Source organism: Nonomuraea sp. NPDC048892, assembly GCF_040649735.1.
Classification (GTDB): domain Bacteria; phylum Actinomycetota; class Actinomycetes; order Streptosporangiales; family Streptosporangiaceae; genus Nonomuraea; species Nonomuraea maheshkhaliensis.
This window is the reverse complement of the sequence record NZ_JBEZFZ010000005.1, coordinates 248,828-263,554: the sequence shown is the minus strand read 5'-3', so window position 1 is coordinate 263,554 and position 14,727 is coordinate 248,828. Positions and strand designations below refer to the sequence as shown.

Sequence of the window (14,727 nt, the reverse complement as noted above, 5' to 3'; positions counted from 1 at the left end):
ACCCACGCAAGGCTTTATCCAAGCTCATCGTGCCATTGACCGCACTGTTGGTGGCGAGCCTGGCGGGCACCGCGCCCGCCGCGGCCACGCCGGCCACCCCCGCGATCAAGGTCGAGAACAACGCCACCCAGCCGATCTTCTCCCGGGCGGACGCCATCAGCCAGACGGTGTTCGTCGAGGTCGCGGGCACCGACAGCGACAACGACGGCAAGCCGGACCGGGTGGCCGTGGACATCCTGCGGCCCAAGGAGACCGACCAGGGGCTGAAGGTCCCGGTCATCATGGAGGCGAGCCCGTACTACGCGGGCGGCAACGACGTCGCCAACCACCCCGTGGACGTGGACGCGAACGGCAACCCGCTGCCCGCGCTGAGGTCCGCCTCGCCCAAGCTGGCCGCCGAGCCGTTCGACGGCTACTACGACAACTACTTCGTGCCCCGCGGCTACGCCATCGCCCTGGTCGAGAACATCGGCAGCGGCCGCGCCACCGGCTGCCCCACCTCGGGCGACCGCAACGAGACGGCCGGACCGAAGGCCGCCATCGACTGGCTGAACGGCCGCGCCAAGGGCTTTGACGCCGCGGGCGCCCCGGTCCAGGCCACCTGGGCGACCGGCAAGGTCGGCATGATCGGCGTCTCCTACAACGGCACGCTGCCGAACGCCGTCGCCGCCACCGGCGTCAAGGGCCTGGAGACGATCGTCCCGATCGCCGCCATCTCCAGCTGGTACGACTACTACCGCGCCAACGGCGGCGTCCTGGCCCCAGGCGGGTTCCAGGGCGAAGACCTCGACGTGCTCGCCAAGTACGTGCTGACTCGGGAGAACGGCCAGGAGGTGTGCGGCGGGCTGATGGATCAGCTGACCGCCACCCAGGACCGGATCACCGGCGACTACAGCCCGCTCTGGGACGCCCGCAATTACCTGAACGACGTGCGCAAGGTCAAGGCCAGCGTCTTCGTCGTGCACGGGCTCAACGACTGGAACGTCAAGACCAAGCAGTTCGCGCAGTGGTGGTACGCCCTGGCCAAGCGGCACGTGCCGCGCAAGATCTGGCTGCACCAGGGCACCCACATGAACCCCTTCAACCTGCGTACGGAGGAGTGGCTGCGCCAGCTGCACGGCTGGTTCGACCACTGGCTGTACGGCATCGACTCGGGCATCATGCGCGAGCCGCAGGCCGACGTGGAGATCGCGCCCGGTCAGTGGGGCCGGCACGCCTCATGGCCGCTGCCCGGCACCGTCACCGTGCCGCTCCACCCGGGGTCCGGCTCGTCGCTGGGTCTGTTCCCGCGCCCGCGCACGGCCAAGGAGTCGTTCACGGACCAGAAGACGAGGACGGCCGAGCAGCTCGTGGAGGCGGTGGGGGCGGACCCGAACCGGCTGGCGTACACGACCAAGGCGCTGCCCGCCGACGTACGCGTCTCAGGCACGCCGACCGTGTCGGTGCGGGCCTCCATGAAGGACGGGGCCTCGCCGTACCTGACGGCGCTGCTGGTGGACTACGGCACCGACGTGCGGCCCAACGGGAGCCTGGTCTCGACCGGCCAGAACTACTGTTACGGCCAGGGCATCCCCGGTGACACCGGCTGCACCGTCCTGCGCACGCTCGGCACCTCCACGACCCCGTACAAGATCGTCACCAGGGGCTGGCTCGACGTCCGCAACCGGCACCGCGCCGACCGCACGGAACCGTTGCGGCCCGGCAAGGAGTACTCCTTCACCTGGGACTTCCAGCCGACCGACTACCTGTTCAAGAAGGGACACCGGCTGGGTCTGGTGATCATCTCGACCGACTACGACTACACCCTGCGTTATCCGGCCGGCACCAAGGTCACCGTCTCGCCCGGCCAGTCGGCCCTCCACCTCCCGGTGGTGCTCGGCAAGCTGTTCTGAGTCACCCACTCAGGCCAGGGAAAAAACGACCCCGCCGCCCGCTCCCCCCAGGAAACCTCCGCCGCGGTGCGGCGGAGAGGGAGCGGGCCGGCGGGGACGGTGTCTCCGGCCGGGCGGCGGGTTCAGGCCATGGCGCTGGTGATCGAGTCGAGCGGCCCGACCTCCCACAGCGAGGTCAGCGCCGTGGTGGCCATGACCCTGACCCCCATGGCGATGGCCTGCTCGTCCACGTCGAACGTGCCCTGGTGGATGTCGTACGTGATCCCGTCGGGCGAGCGCGTGCCGAGCCGGGCGAACGCTCCGGGGATCGACTCCAGGTACCAGGCGAAGTCCTCGCCGCCGAGCGACTGCTGCGTGGGGACGACCGCCCCCGCGCCCAGCGCCTGCTCGGCCGCCTCGCTCAGCATCTCGACGCTGACCTCGTCGTTGACGACCGGCGGCACCCCGCGCGTGTAGTCAAGGGTGGCCTCGACGCCGTAGGCGCTCGCGACCGACTCCAGCAGCGACTTGATCAGGTCGGGGGCGGCGTGCCAGGCGTCCTCGTCGAGGCAGCGCACGGTGCCCTCGGCCACCCCGTCGTCGGGGATGGCGTTGGCCGCCGAGCCCGCGACGACCTTGCCCCAGACGAGGCTGAGCGACGAGCGCGGGTCGACCCGGCGCGACAGCGCGGCGGGTAGCTCGGTGAGGATCTTGGCCAGCGCGAAGACGAGGTCGGCGGTCAGGTGGGGACGGGCGGTGTGGCCGCCGGGCCCGGACACCCGCACGGCGATCTTGTCGCAGGCGGAGGTGATGGGCCCGGTCCGCAGGCCGAGCTGGCCGACGTCGACCCGCGGGTCGCAGTGGAGGCCGAAGATGCGGTCGACGCCGCTGATGCCGCCTTGGGCCATGACCTCAAGCGCGCCGCCGGGCAGCTCCTCGGCGGGCTGGAAGATCAGGCGTACGCGGCCGGGCAGCAGCCCGGCGGCGGCCTGCTGGGCGAGGAAGAGCGAGGTGCCGAGCAGCACCGTGGTGTGCACGTCGTGGCCGCAGGCGTGGCAGGCTCCCGCCACGGTCGAGCGGTAGGCCACGTCCTTCTCGTCCTGCAGCGGCAGCGCGTCGATGTCGGCCCGCAACGCGATGGTCGGCCCGTCGCCGCTGCCCACGTCGCAGATCAGCCCCGTGCCTCGCGGCAGCACCGAAGGGGTCAGCCCGGCGGCGGTGAGCCGCTCGGCGATCCGCTGCGTGGTGCGATATTCGGCGAAGGCCAGTTCGGGGTGCATGTGCAGGTCGCGGCGGAAGGCCACGAGGTCCTGCTCCATCCCCGCCAGGAACGCGTCGAGTTCCCCCCGAAGCTCACGTCCCCGCATATGTCACCATCCTGTCCCATGCCGCGCGGCCCCACACGTGTCGGCCATCGCGGCTCATGCGCGTCAAATAAACCATCCCATCCCGTGGTGGCCACCCGGTTAGAGCGGCCGCTCGGCGAATCCAAAGACACACCCACTGGTTTCGGTGCGCGAGATCGTCAGCACGGGCTTCGCATTCATCGTCGCGAGCGCCGCTCAGGCCGGGAGCACAGCGGTCGGCCGTGAGCCCGATGGCGATGCTTCGACTTTATCGCTCTCGTGCCGCTTCGCGCCGACAGTCACACCAAAAGTTAGCCGATGACACGACCGTAACCGCAGGTCGTCACGCTCCGTGCCGGTCCGGCTGACCCGGAAATAGTCACAAGGGATCAGTAGATCGTGACCCGATGCTGTCAGTTCAAACGTGGTCAGCGATTCCGAATCCTGTCACCTTCTGTCATGGTCATCACACTCTAGCGATGGCTGTCTTTGAGAAGAATGCGTGTTTCACTCGCTATATGATCACTAATATCCCGTTCGGGGAGAAGAATGCTGGGTTGAGCATCTTCGAGCCGAGTGAGGGGACCCTGGTGGTCGTACCCTCGCTCTCCCTTCCGCAGGATGAGCTGCGCCGGATCACGGGAGCCAGGTCGTACGAGGAACGCCTGCTGTTCCTCCTGCTGACGCTCCGCGAGCCCGGCGTCAAGGTGGTCTACCTCTCCTCGGCCCCGGTCGACCCCGAGATCGTCGACTACTACCTCTCGTTCCTGCCCGATCCGGATGACGCCGCCAAGCGTCTGACGCTGATCAGCCTCGACGAGCCCTGGTCCCAGCCGTTGACCAGGAACCTGCTCGACCGCCCCGACGCCATCGAGCAACTACGCTCCGCGATCGTCGGTGACGCTTGGCTGGTGCCGTTCGTCCTGAGCGAGCTGGAGGAGCAGCTCGCGTCGTTACTCAACGTGCCCCTCTACGGACCGGCGACGTCCCTTTCCTATTACGGCTCCAAGAGCGGGGCCAGGGAAGTGGGACACGAGGCCGGCGTGCCGATGGCTCGGGGTTTCGGCGACGTGCGCACCGAACTCCAGATCGAGGAGGCGATCGAGGCGCTGCCCGGTGAGCGGGTGATCGTCAAGCTCAACGACGGGTACTCGGGGCTCGGCAACGTGATCGTCCCGAAGTCCGACCGGGCGATGACGAGCTTCTCGGCGGCGGGTGAGAGCTGGGGCAGCTTCACCGCGAAGATCCGCGACCGGGGGGCCGTGGTCGAGGAGTACATCGAACACCGCCCGCTCTACTACCCGAGCGCGCTGGCGCAGATCACGCCGGGCGGGCAGGCCCAGGTGCTCGCCACCCACGACCAGGTGCTCGGCGGCCCGAACGGGCAGGTCTACCAGGGCTGCACGTTCCCCGCCGCGCCCGAGTACCGCGCCGAGGTGGGCTCGTCGGCGCGGCGGATCGCGGAGGTGCTGGCGGAGCGGGGCGTGGTCGGGCTGTTCGGGATGGACTTCTTCGCGCTGAAGGCCGACGCCGGGTACGCGGCGCTGCTGTGCGAGATCAATCTGCGGATCGGCGGCACGACGCATCCGTTCGGGGCCGCCGTGCTGACGACCGGGGCCACGTACGACGAGGCCACCGGTCATCTCATGTCCGGAAATCAGCCGAAGTTCTACACCGCGACCGACAACTGCGCTTCGTCCTGCCTGCGTGGGCGTACGCCCGGCGAGGTGATGCGGACGGCGGAACGCCTCGGGCTCGGCTTCGACGCGAACCGGCGTACCGGGAACGTCTTCCACCTGCTCGGCGCGCTGCCCGAGCACGGCAAGCTGGGCTTCACCTCGATCGGCGACTCGCGCGAGGAGGCCGACGAGCTGCACGCCGTCACCCGCCGTCTCCTCTGCGGCCCTTGAGCGCGGCGCCGCCAGCGGAGCCGGACCCGGAGCCACGTACGGCCCTCCAGCCGATGATCCCCAGGACGACCCCGAGGACGACGTTCACCGCGATCAGGATGCCGTGCACGACGTAGAAGGCGGTCGGATGCCCGTCGGCCAAGTTAAACCCGAGATTCACCCACTCGAAGATCATAAACACGCCGAGAATGATGAGGAATGCGGCCAGCTTTCGTGACACATGCGCCTCTCTAGTATCGAAGGTGGATCTTCGGGGGATGTGTCGCCACATGGGCATTAACACGGAGCTACGCTGAGACCGCCATGTGGACGAAACTCGTGCCGGTCACGGCACTCATCGCCGCGGCCTCGCTCACCAGCGGGACCGCGTACGCCGCGCCGACGACCCCGGTCGGCGGCGAGGCGCTGGGCAGCCGCGGACTGGTCGCCCCCGCAGGCGTCAAGAAGCCGCCCAAGAGCAAGGCTACTTCGTACGTCATCGCGGACGCCGACACGGGGCAGGTGCTGGCGGCGAAGGACGCCCACGGGCGCTATCTGCCGGCCAGCACGCTGAAGGCGCTGACCGCGCTCACGCTGATCCCGAAGCTGGACAAGGACCGCAAGATCCGGCCCAGCAGGAACGCCTGCAACCAGGAGGGCAGCGCGGTCGGGCTGTCGGTCAAGGCGACGTACAAGATCGACGACCTGTTCAAGGGCCTGCTGATGTCGTCGGGCAACGACGCCGCCATGGCCCTGGCCGAGACGAACGGCGGCCTCGACAAGACCATGAGTGACATGAACGCCGAGGCCAAGCGGCTGCAGGCGTTCGACACCGTGGCCAAGACGCCGAGCGGCCTGGACAAGCCGGGGCAGAGCAGCTCCGCGTACGACCTGGCGCTGATCGCCCGCGCCGGCCTGGCCAACCCGGACTTCAAGCGCTACATCAGCACGAAGACCACGAAGTTCCCGGCGCCCAGAGGGCACTACGAGATCAGCAACCACAACAAGCTGCTCTGGCGCTACAACGGCATGGTCGGCGTCAAGAACGGCTGGACGTCGAAGGCCCGCGCGAGCTTCGTCGGCGCGGCCACCCGGGGCGGCCATACGATCGTGGTGAGCATCATGCGGCACGAGGGCTTCTTCTGGGAAGAGGTCGCCTCGCTGCTGGACTGGGGCTTCTCGGTGCGGGGCAAGGCCGCCCCCGTCGGGCAGCTGGTCGATCCGCTCCCGGTCGCGGCGCCTGCGCCGGCCGCCTCCGCCTCGCCGGGCACCTCGGTCACGCCGGCCGCGCAGCCGCCGCTGCTCGACTCGGCGGCGGGCAGGCAGACCGACGACACCAGGATGATCGGCTCGCTGGTGATCGGCGGCGGGCTGCTGTTCGGGCTGATCTGGCTCGCGTACGGCATCCACCGCAGGCGCACCCGCTCACGCCTCTGAGAGCCTGCCCTCCCCCTCCGAGCTGGAGCCGGTATCTGAGCTGGGACCTGAGCCCGGGATCGGAACCGGACCCCCTCCACTTCCACGCCACCTTCACCACCACCGACCAGCCCGGCGACCCGTCCGGACGCGACTCTGGCGGGGGCGACGGCGCGGCCGACGAGCGCACCCACCAGACAGTCGGTGCTGCGACGGGAAGCGGCAGGACAGCCGGCGCCACGCGGGCATCCGCAACCTCACCCGATGCGCCACAGGACGTCGCAGCGTCATGGAGTACGACGCAGGGGGCCGCGACCGCACCACCGGCTCTGGTGGAGCTGCGTGACGTCCGGGTGGCCGACCGGCTCCAGATCGAGTCGCTGACCATCAGGGCCGGCGACCGGCTGCTGCTCCGGGGCGCCAACGGCGCGGGCAAGTCGACGCTGATGCGCGTACTCGCCGAGCAGGCCGGCTGCCGCGTCGGCTACCTGCCGCAGGAGGTGACCTTCGACCCGGACCAGAGCGTGCTGGAGGCCTACGGCATCGGATACGCCGACGAACGCCGGTCGGCGCTGCTCGACACCGGCCTCTTCCGGCCCCACACCCTCACCCAGCGGACGGGCGAGCTGTCGGTCGGCCAACAGCGCAGGCTCGCGCTGGCCAAGCTGCTGGCAGGGGAGCACGACCTGCTGCTGCTCGACGAGCCGACCAACCATCTGTCACCGGTGCTGGCGGAGGAGCTGGAGCGCGCCCTCGACGCCTACACGGGGACACTCGTCGTGGTCTCCCACGACCGCGCCCTCCTGCGCCGATTCCGCGGCAAAGAGCTCAAGCTGGCAGGAGGACGCCTCCCATGACCGACACCCCACCACCACCTGCCTCGCCCCTCAGGAGCCACGCGGAGACATCAGCGGATGTTCGGGGACGGGCGTTCCCGACCACACCTACCACCATCGGGGAGAAGCACATGTTGACCATGATCGACGCAGGCGCGCCCTACGGCATCGCCACGGGAGCCGACGGAGCCCTCTGGTTCACCCTCGCTCACCAAGGCTGCGTCGGCAGGCTGGTGCCGGCCGAGAAGCCCGTGTTCCACCACCTCGACTCAGCAGACGGGCAGCCGACCCTCATCGTACGTGGACCCGACGGGGAGATGTGGTTCTCCGAGTACAAGGGCAACCGGATCAGCCGCATCACCGCTGACGGACAGCTCACGACTTACGAGGCGAAGACGCCTTACGGGCTCGCCACCGGCCCTGACGGGGCCCTGTGGTTCACCGAACTGGAGTCCGGCCGAATCGGGCGTATCGGCGCCGACGGGGTCGTGAGCACGTTCGACGTGCCGGTCGAAGGCGGCATGCCCTCATTCATCACCGCAGGGCCGGACGAGGCGCTCTGGTTCACCCTCAACCAGGGCAACGCCATCGGACGCATCTCCCTGTCGGGCGAGATCACCCTTCACCCGCTCCCCACGGAGGGCGCCGCCCCGGTGGGGATGACGCTAGGACCGGACGACGCCCTCTGGTTCGTCGAGATCGGCGCCGGCCAGATCGGCCGCATCGACACCTCAGGCCAGATCACCGAATACCCCCTACCAGACCGAGCCGCCCGCCCCCACGCGATCATCACCGGCCCCGACGGCGCATTGTGGTTCACCGAGTGGGCGGTAGGCCGCCTCGGCCGCATCACCACGGACGGCATCATCGACGAGCACCCCCTGCCCGTCCCACCGCCCAAGGAGGACGCGGACCCCGCCAAGCCCGAGCCCCATGGGCTGACGATCGGCCCGGACGGAGCCATCTGGGTAGCCCTGGAAGCAGGAGCCCTGGCCCGTGTAGAGGTCCCCTAGTCCGGCCGTTCCCCACCCACCTCTGAGGGAGCGGCTGGCCTGCGTCCCCGGCCCCCAGCCCGACCGTTCCCCCATCCACTCCTGAGGAGGAGCTGATCCGCGTCCCCGTCCCCAAGCCCAAGCCGCTCCCCCACCCGCGTCTGAAAGGGCGCTGGATCGTGTCCCTGTCTCCAACCCAACCGGTCTCCCCACCAACGCCAGGGGAAGTACTGGTCTGCGTCCCTGGCCTCAGCCCGATCAAGCCTCGGGGACCCCTGAGCTGCATCCGCACGGACGGAAACCGACTGGGGACGCTGAGACGTACTCGAAGGTTGCGGACACGCCGCCGAGTGGTGACGATCCGGGCGATGCGCTCACCGTCCGCTGGGCCGTGGCTGCCGGGCCCGGGGATGTGGGCGGGTCGGCCGGTGGGAGGGACGGATGCGTCACCGCGTTACCGTGCGAAACCCGGGCCCCGGGGTGGCATGGCCCGAGGGAGGCGGAGTTGACTAGGGGCATGCATGCCATCGTCATCTCCGCCCAGGGCGGTCCAGAGGTTCTCGAATACGTCGAGCGTCCCGACCCGGTACCCGGTGAGGGGGAGCTCGTGGTCGACGTCGCCGCCAGTGGCGTCAACTTCATCGACATCTACCAGCGCTCCGGCGCGTACCCGCTCGATCTGCCCACCGTCATCGGCGGCGAGGGCGCGGGAGCGGTGTCGGCCGTGGGGGTAGGCGTGCAGGGTGTCGCCGTGGGGGACACGGTGGCGTGGGCGAGCGTGCTCGGCAGCTACGCCGAGAAGGTCGTGGTGCCCGCCGATCGGGCGGTGCCGGTGCCCGACGGCGTGTCGGCCGAGGTGGCGGCCGCGACGGTGTTGCAGGGCATGACGGCCCACTATCTGACGCACTCCACGTACGAGGTGAAGGAGGGCGACCAGGTCCTCGTCCACGCGGGCGCGGGCGGCATGGGGCAGTTGCTCATCCAGTTGGCCAAGCTCAAGGGCGCCAAGGTCTACAGCACGGTCTCCACCAGCGAGAAGGAGAAGCTCGCCAGGCAGGCCGGGGCTGACGAGGTGCTGGGGTACGACGACTTCGCCGACGCCCTGCGCGGCAAGATGCATGTGGTGTACGACGGCGTCGGCAAGACCACGTTCGAGGGCGGGCTGGAGGTGCTGCGCCCCCGTGGCCTCATGGCCCTGTACGGCGCCGCCAGCGGACCCGCCCCGCTGATGGACCCCCAGGTGCTCCAGAGGAAGGGCTCGCTCTTCCTGACCAGGCCCACGCTCGGTCACTACATCGCCGACCGCGAGGAGTTGCTCCAGCGCGCCTCCGACCTGTTCGGCTGGATCGCGGCGGGCCAGTTGGCGATCAACATCTCCCGCCGCTACCCGCTGGCCGACGTGGGGCAGGCTCACGAGGACCTCGCCGCTCGCCGCACCACCGGAAAGTTGCTGCTCATCCCCTGACGCCGGCCCGCGCCGCGAGGCTGTCAGCACTGCTGGCGGCCTCGCAGCCGGCCCACGGTGTGCTTGTGCCCGGGCAGGGATGAATGACCTGGTTCGACCAGGTCTGCGCACGCCTCTGACGCGGTGGCCTGGCCACCGGCGCCACATACCTGGTCTGAGCCGACCAGGGATGCGCATGCTTCCGTGGCGTTCCGCGCTGAGGTGAGACGGCGTGCTTGATCCGGAGGGCCGCGCGCTTGCTCTCAGCGGCCGGGCGCGGCAAAGCGAAGGCCACAAAGCAGGCGTCACAGAGCTGAGGCCATGAGTCACGGATCGGGGGTCCGGGTCCAGGTCCCGATCGGTAGCCGTGTCCAACGCCGCAGCCGAGTCCGGGTTGGGAACCGGGTTCGGGTCCAGGCCGGGAGCCGGGTCCAGGCCGGGTCAGGAGCCAGGTCCGGAACCGAGCCCAGGTCCGGAACCGGGTCGGGTTGTTCGCCGTCGTGGTCGCAACCCGCATCGCCGACTCCCCGCTCGGCGCCCGGCCCCGACGCGGCCCCTCGTCCTGCGTACGTTCCTGATGGCGCTGGACGCCTCTCACCCCAGGTGGGATACAGCCTGGCAGACCCATCTGGGGCGTATGCGCCGCCGTCGGGCCGTCAACGCTACTGACAGCCTCGCGACCGGACCTCGTCCTGCCCCAGGTTGGTCATACAGCTCGGCACGCCCACCTGGGAGATACGCGACGCCAGTAGGTGTCATGGGTTCTGGCGTGGGGTGGGGCGGGGGAAGGTGGTGGGCCAGCCTAGGAGGCGGGCGCCGAGTACGGCCGTTTCCAGGGTGAAGCGTTGTGTGGGCTCGTCCGGGGAGAAGCCGGTCAGGCGGCGGATGCGTTCCAGTCGGTACGTGATCGCCCGCGGGCTCACCCGGAGCCGCCTGGCCGCGGCCGTCTGGTTGCCCTGTGAGGCGAAGATCGCCTCCAGCGTCTCCAGCAGCGGCTCATGGCCGCCCCGCGCCTCCAGGAGCGGGTTGAGCACGCTGGTCACCAGGTCTTCGATGGCGCTTCTGTCGCGTAGCAGTACGGGGAAGACCAGGAGGTCGGCCGCCTTGACGACGTCGGGTTTGAGTCCGAGGCCGTCGGCCAGCTCAAGGGCCTGGGCCGCCTCCCGGTAGGAGGCCACCACTCCCCCGGGGCCCCGGTGCGGGCGGCCCACGCCGACGCGCCAACCGGCCGGGAAGCGGGCGCGCACGTGATGGGTGAACTCGCCGACGGCGGCCGGGAGCATCGCCGGGGCGACGCACACGAGCAGCCCGTCGCGTACGGCCACGAGCACGTTGTGGGAGCCGAACCTGGCGATCAGGTCCCGTTCGATCCTGTCCTGGTCGCCGTCGCGCATGCCGCGGGCCACCGCCACCACGTACGACTCGGCCAGCCGCAGCCCGAAGTGCTCGGCCCGCTCCGCCAGCCGCTCGGCCCGGCCCTGGAGCAGGTCGTCCACGAACTCCCTGCGCGCGTCCTCCTCGGCGCGCAAGGCCATCTGCTGCGCCCGCTCGTACCCCTCCATGAGCGCCGCGACGGCCTTGCGGAGTGCGGGCAGTACGCCGGGCAGACCTTCGCCGGCGGAGAGGGCGGCGTCCACGAGGGCCCTCAGCGGGACGCCCTCCTCGGCCGCCCTGGTGCCGGCGGCGCGGTAGGCGTCCATGGCCTGCCTGTCGGGTAATCGGCCGGTGGCCGCATGGTCCGCCAGCCGCTGCCGGTGCCCGCCGAGCAGTTCCGCGGCCCCGCCTCCCACCGTCCTGTCCACATGGGGCTCCTCAGGCAGATCCGCCCTCACCGATCCGTCTGCCCCGAGGTCGTCACACCCCTCCGCCCGAAGCTCGCCGGGCCTCTCCGTCTGAAGGTCGCCATGTTTCTCTCCCCGCAGGTCACCGGGCCCCTCCGCCCGCAGGTCACCGGGTCCCTCTGCCCGTAGGTCGGTGTGCGGGTCCGTGGGAGGAAGACCCGCAGGCACGTCCGCCGACAGGCCCTCACGCGAGTTCGCCGGCATGTCGGCGGGAACATCCGTCCGAAGACCGGAGGGCGGGCCGACATCCGGAGGCAGGCCAGCGGACGGGTCTGCGTGCGACCGCAGGTCAGCGGGCGAGTCAGCATCCGACCGCGGACCAGCAGGCGGGTCGGCCACCGGCCGCAGAGCGGAAGGCAGGCCGGTGTCCGGAGGCGAGCCGGCAGACGGGTCAGCCTCCGGCCCCGGACCGGCAGGCGGGTCGGCGTCCGGCCGCGGGTCGGAGGGTGGGTCTGGGGGGAGGGTGGGGCGGGGCATCAGACTCCTACGTCACGCCTGTCGAAGGCGAGTACCGCGGTGAGCGCGAGCACCACCGTCGCCCCCGCCAGCACAAGGTAGTCCCCCACCGGCAACCCCTCGTAGAGGGGCCGCCCCGCGGAGTAGTAGTAGAACGGTGAAACCCACTTCAACCAGGCGATGGACTCCACTGACCGCCCGATGGTGGTGACCGCGTACCCGGCCACCACCCACACCCCCACCACGGAGGTGGCGACGATCCGGCGGCCGGTGGCGGCGCCGACGGTCAGGGCGACGGTGCCGTAGAAGAGGGCGATCAGCAGGACGCCGGTGTGCCCGGCGAGGATTCGGCCGAACGGGACCCCGGCGGAGACGAGCGCGACCATCCCGGCGGCGACCAGCAGCGTCACGGCGGCCAGCAGGAGCAGGCCGAGGACCAGCGCGGCGAACCTGGCGAGCACGAGCCGCCGCCGGTCCACCGGCAGGGTGACGATCAGCTCCAGGGTCCCCGTCTCCTCCGGCGTCGCCAGCGCCCGGTTGGCCAGCAGGGTCGCGCACGCGATGCACAGCATGGGAACGAACAGCTGGTAGACGACCGTCTGCAGAAAGCCGGCGCCGGAGGTCATGTCCTCAAGCCCGCCCATGAGGTCGCGCAGCGGGCCGGGGAACTTGCTCAGCATCGCGGGCCCGTACAGGTCGGGGCTCTGCTTGATGCTGCCGAAGACGGACAGGTACATGACGATGAAGGCACTGACGCCGGCGGTCCACCAGGTGAGCGCCCATCGGAAGTCACGCAGGCTGCGGGCGATCATGGTGTGCCTCCTCGTTGCCGTAGTAGGTCAGGAAGATCTCCTCCAGGTCCGGCTCCGCGCTGACCAGGTGCACGACGGTGAATCCGGCCGCCGCCTTGATCAGCGCGTCGGGCCGGCCGTCGATGGTGCAGCTCAGGCCGGCGCCCTCGACGCGCAGGTCCCGTACGCCGGGCAGGTCGGCGAAGGCGTCGCGCGGCACGGGCGACTCGAAGTGCAGCTCGACCCGGCGGACCGCCTTCTCGCGCAGGACGGCGACGTTCTCCACGGCCACCAGCCGGCCGGCGCGGACGATGCCGACCCGGTCGGAGACGTTCTCCACCTCGGCCAGCACGTGGGAGGACATGAGCACGGTCCGCCCGGAGGTGCGCACCTCGCGCACCAGCGCCAGGAACTCCTGCTGCACCAGCGGGTCGAGCCCGGCGGTGGGCTCGTCGAGGATGACGAACTCCGGTTCGTGCATGAACGCCTGGATCAGCCCGATCTTCTGCTTGTTGCCCTTGGACAGCCTGCGCATCGGCACCGACAGGTCGGCGTCGAAGCGTTCGGCCAGGGCCTCGATGCGGGAGGCCGGCACGCCGCCTCGGGCGCGGCCGAGGAAGCGCAGGTAGTCGATGGCCCGGTCGCGTTCCTCCAGCACCAGGTCTCCGGGCAGGTAGCCCATCCTGGCGCGGGTCGCGGGCTCGCGCGGATCGGCGCCGAGCACGCGTACGGTGCCCCTGGTGGGCCTGATCACGTCCAGCAGCAGCCGGATCGTCGTCGTCTTTCCCGCGCCGTTGGGGCCGAGGTAGCCGAAGATCTCGCCCGGCTGGATGTCGAGCGTGAGATCCTCCAGGCCCCGGCGTTTGCCGTAATACTTGGTCAGCCCTTCGGTCTGCACCACTGCTGTCATGGCCGAATCGTCGCGCCTCGCCGGGCGGCACGTCACGGGGCGGGCCCGGCAGGTTGTGGCCGGCTTGGCTTCCGGAACCCGGCAAGGAGAGGGTGAGTCGCGTGGAGACCGCGTTCGTGCTCGGTGGCGGCGGCGTGCTCGGCGCGCACGAGGTCGGCATGCTGCGGGCGCTCGACGAGGCGGGCATCCGTCCCGACCTGGTGGTGGGCACGTCCGTCGGAGCACTGAACGGGGCGGTCGTGGCCGCCGCGCCGGGCGAGGCGGCCGACGTGCTGGCGGGCCTGTGGAGCTCCGACATCGTCCGTACGGCCTTCGCCGGCTCGTGGGTGGCCCGGCTGTCGACGCTGGCCAGGACGGGCACCCATCTGCACCCGATCGGCCCGTTGCGCGAGGTGCTGACCGAGACGTTGCGGGTCTCCCTGATCGAGGAGCTGGAGGTGCCGTTCCAGTGCGTGGCGGCCTCGGTCGAGCGCGCGGCGGCCCACTGGTTCACCGGCGGGCCGCTGGTGGAGGCGGTGCTGGCGTCGTGCGCGGTGCCGGGGCTGCTGCCGCCGGTCGTGATCGGCGGTGAGCACTTCTACGACGGCGGCCTGGTGCACAGCATCCCGATCGGGCGGGCCGTGCTGCTCGGGGCCAGGCGCGTCTTCGTGCTGCACGTCGGCAGGATCGAGCAGCCGCTGTCGCCGCCCAGGCGGTTCTGGGAGGTGGGCATGGTGGCGTTCGAGATCGCCCGCCGGCACCGGTTCGCCGAGGACCTGGCCACGCTGCCGCCGGGCGTCGAGGTGCACGTGCTGCCGACCGGGATGACCGAGCCGCTGTCGCCGCTGCGTTACCGCGACGTGTCGCAGATCGCGGCCTCGATCGAGCGCGCCTATCAGGCGTCTTCCCGCTATCTGCGCGACGGTGGAGACTGGGAGTAGACCTCTGAGGGAGGC

12 protein-coding genes are annotated in these 14,727 nt (G+C 70.4%); 7 read left to right on the top strand and 5 right to left on the bottom strand.

The window, feature by feature from the left end:
* The first annotated feature begins 29 nt into the window (after positions 1 to 29).
* Positions 30 to 1,892, top strand: coding sequence for a Xaa-Pro dipeptidyl-peptidase (locus AB0C28_RS18560; RefSeq protein WP_357847706.1), 1,863 nt, complete (start codon positions 30 to 32; stop codon positions 1,890 to 1,892).
* Positions 1,893 to 2,014: 122 nt separating this feature from the next.
* Here the strand turns inward: AB0C28_RS18560 and AB0C28_RS18555 are convergent, their stop codons facing one another.
* On the bottom strand, positions 2,015 to 3,238 hold the full coding sequence (locus tag AB0C28_RS18555; protein ID WP_357847708.1) for a M20 family metallopeptidase: 1,224 nt from the start codon (positions 3,236 to 3,238) through the stop codon (positions 2,015 to 2,017).
* Between the two features lie 536 nt (positions 3,239 to 3,774).
* On the opposite strand from AB0C28_RS18555, the gene AB0C28_RS18550 reads away from it, so the two are divergent.
* Positions 3,775 to 5,127: a peptide ligase PGM1-related protein gene (locus tag AB0C28_RS18550; RefSeq protein WP_357847710.1), complete on the top strand. Its 1,353-nt coding sequence runs from the start codon at positions 3,775 to 3,777 to the stop codon at positions 5,125 to 5,127.
* Here AB0C28_RS18550 and AB0C28_RS18545 read toward each other — a convergent pair.
* The gene (locus AB0C28_RS18545) at positions 5,099 to 5,287 is read right to left on the bottom strand and encodes a hypothetical protein (RefSeq protein ID WP_358075900.1); all 189 of its coding nucleotides are present in this window, start codon (positions 5,285 to 5,287) and stop codon (positions 5,099 to 5,101) included. The two genes, AB0C28_RS18550 and AB0C28_RS18545, sit on opposite strands and share 29 nt — an antisense overlap.
* Before the next feature lie 143 nt (positions 5,288 to 5,430).
* Here AB0C28_RS18545 and AB0C28_RS18540 point away from each other — a divergent pair, with 143 nt between their 5' ends.
* The 4 genes from AB0C28_RS18540 to AB0C28_RS18525 all read left to right on the top strand — a co-directional run bounded on the left by AB0C28_RS18540 (position 5,431) and on the right by AB0C28_RS18525 (position 9,815).
* Positions 5,431 to 6,543: a D-alanyl-D-alanine carboxypeptidase gene (locus tag AB0C28_RS18540; RefSeq protein ID WP_357847714.1), complete on the top strand. Its 1,113-nt coding sequence runs from the start codon at positions 5,431 to 5,433 to the stop codon at positions 6,541 to 6,543.
* 311 nt (positions 6,544 to 6,854) lie between these two features.
* Entirely contained in the window at positions 6,855 to 7,379 is a 525-nt protein-coding gene (locus AB0C28_RS18535; RefSeq protein ID WP_358075897.1) for an ATP-binding cassette domain-containing protein, read from the top strand.
* Positions 7,380 to 7,489: 110 nt separating this feature from the next.
* On the top strand, positions 7,490 to 8,371 hold the full coding sequence (locus AB0C28_RS18530) for a virginiamycin B lyase (protein WP_358075894.1): 882 nt from the start codon (positions 7,490 to 7,492) through the stop codon (positions 8,369 to 8,371).
* Positions 8,372 to 8,867: 496 nt separating this feature from the next.
* Positions 8,868 to 9,815, top strand: coding sequence for a quinone oxidoreductase (locus AB0C28_RS18525; RefSeq protein WP_358075891.1), 948 nt, complete (start codon positions 8,868 to 8,870; stop codon positions 9,813 to 9,815).
* Positions 9,816 to 10,549: 734 nt separating this feature from the next.
* On the opposite strand, the gene AB0C28_RS18520 is transcribed toward AB0C28_RS18525, so the two are convergent.
* From AB0C28_RS18520 to AB0C28_RS18510, 3 genes are all read right to left on the bottom strand, one after another.
* A complete protein-coding gene (locus AB0C28_RS18520) occupies positions 10,550 to 11,596 on the bottom strand; it encodes a helix-turn-helix domain-containing protein (protein WP_358075888.1) in 1,047 nt (348 codons plus the stop codon).
* A gap of 515 nt (positions 11,597 to 12,111) precedes the next feature.
* Positions 12,112 to 12,903: an ABC transporter permease gene (locus AB0C28_RS18515; protein WP_357855808.1), complete on the bottom strand. Its 792-nt coding sequence runs from the start codon at positions 12,901 to 12,903 to the stop codon at positions 12,112 to 12,114.
* Positions 12,881 to 13,792 (bottom strand): ABC transporter ATP-binding protein, encoded by a 912-nt coding sequence (locus AB0C28_RS18510; RefSeq protein WP_357855805.1) that lies wholly within the window; start codon positions 13,790 to 13,792, stop codon positions 12,881 to 12,883. Before AB0C28_RS18510 ends, AB0C28_RS18515 begins: the two co-directional genes overlap by 23 nt.
* A 92-nt stretch (positions 13,793 to 13,884) precedes the next feature.
* Here AB0C28_RS18510 and AB0C28_RS18505 point away from each other — a divergent pair, with 92 nt between their 5' ends.
* Positions 13,885 to 14,712, top strand: a complete 828-nt coding sequence (locus AB0C28_RS18505) for a patatin-like phospholipase family protein (protein WP_357855802.1) — start codon at positions 13,885 to 13,887, stop codon at positions 14,710 to 14,712.
* The last annotated feature ends 15 nt before the right edge of the window (positions 14,713 to 14,727 follow it).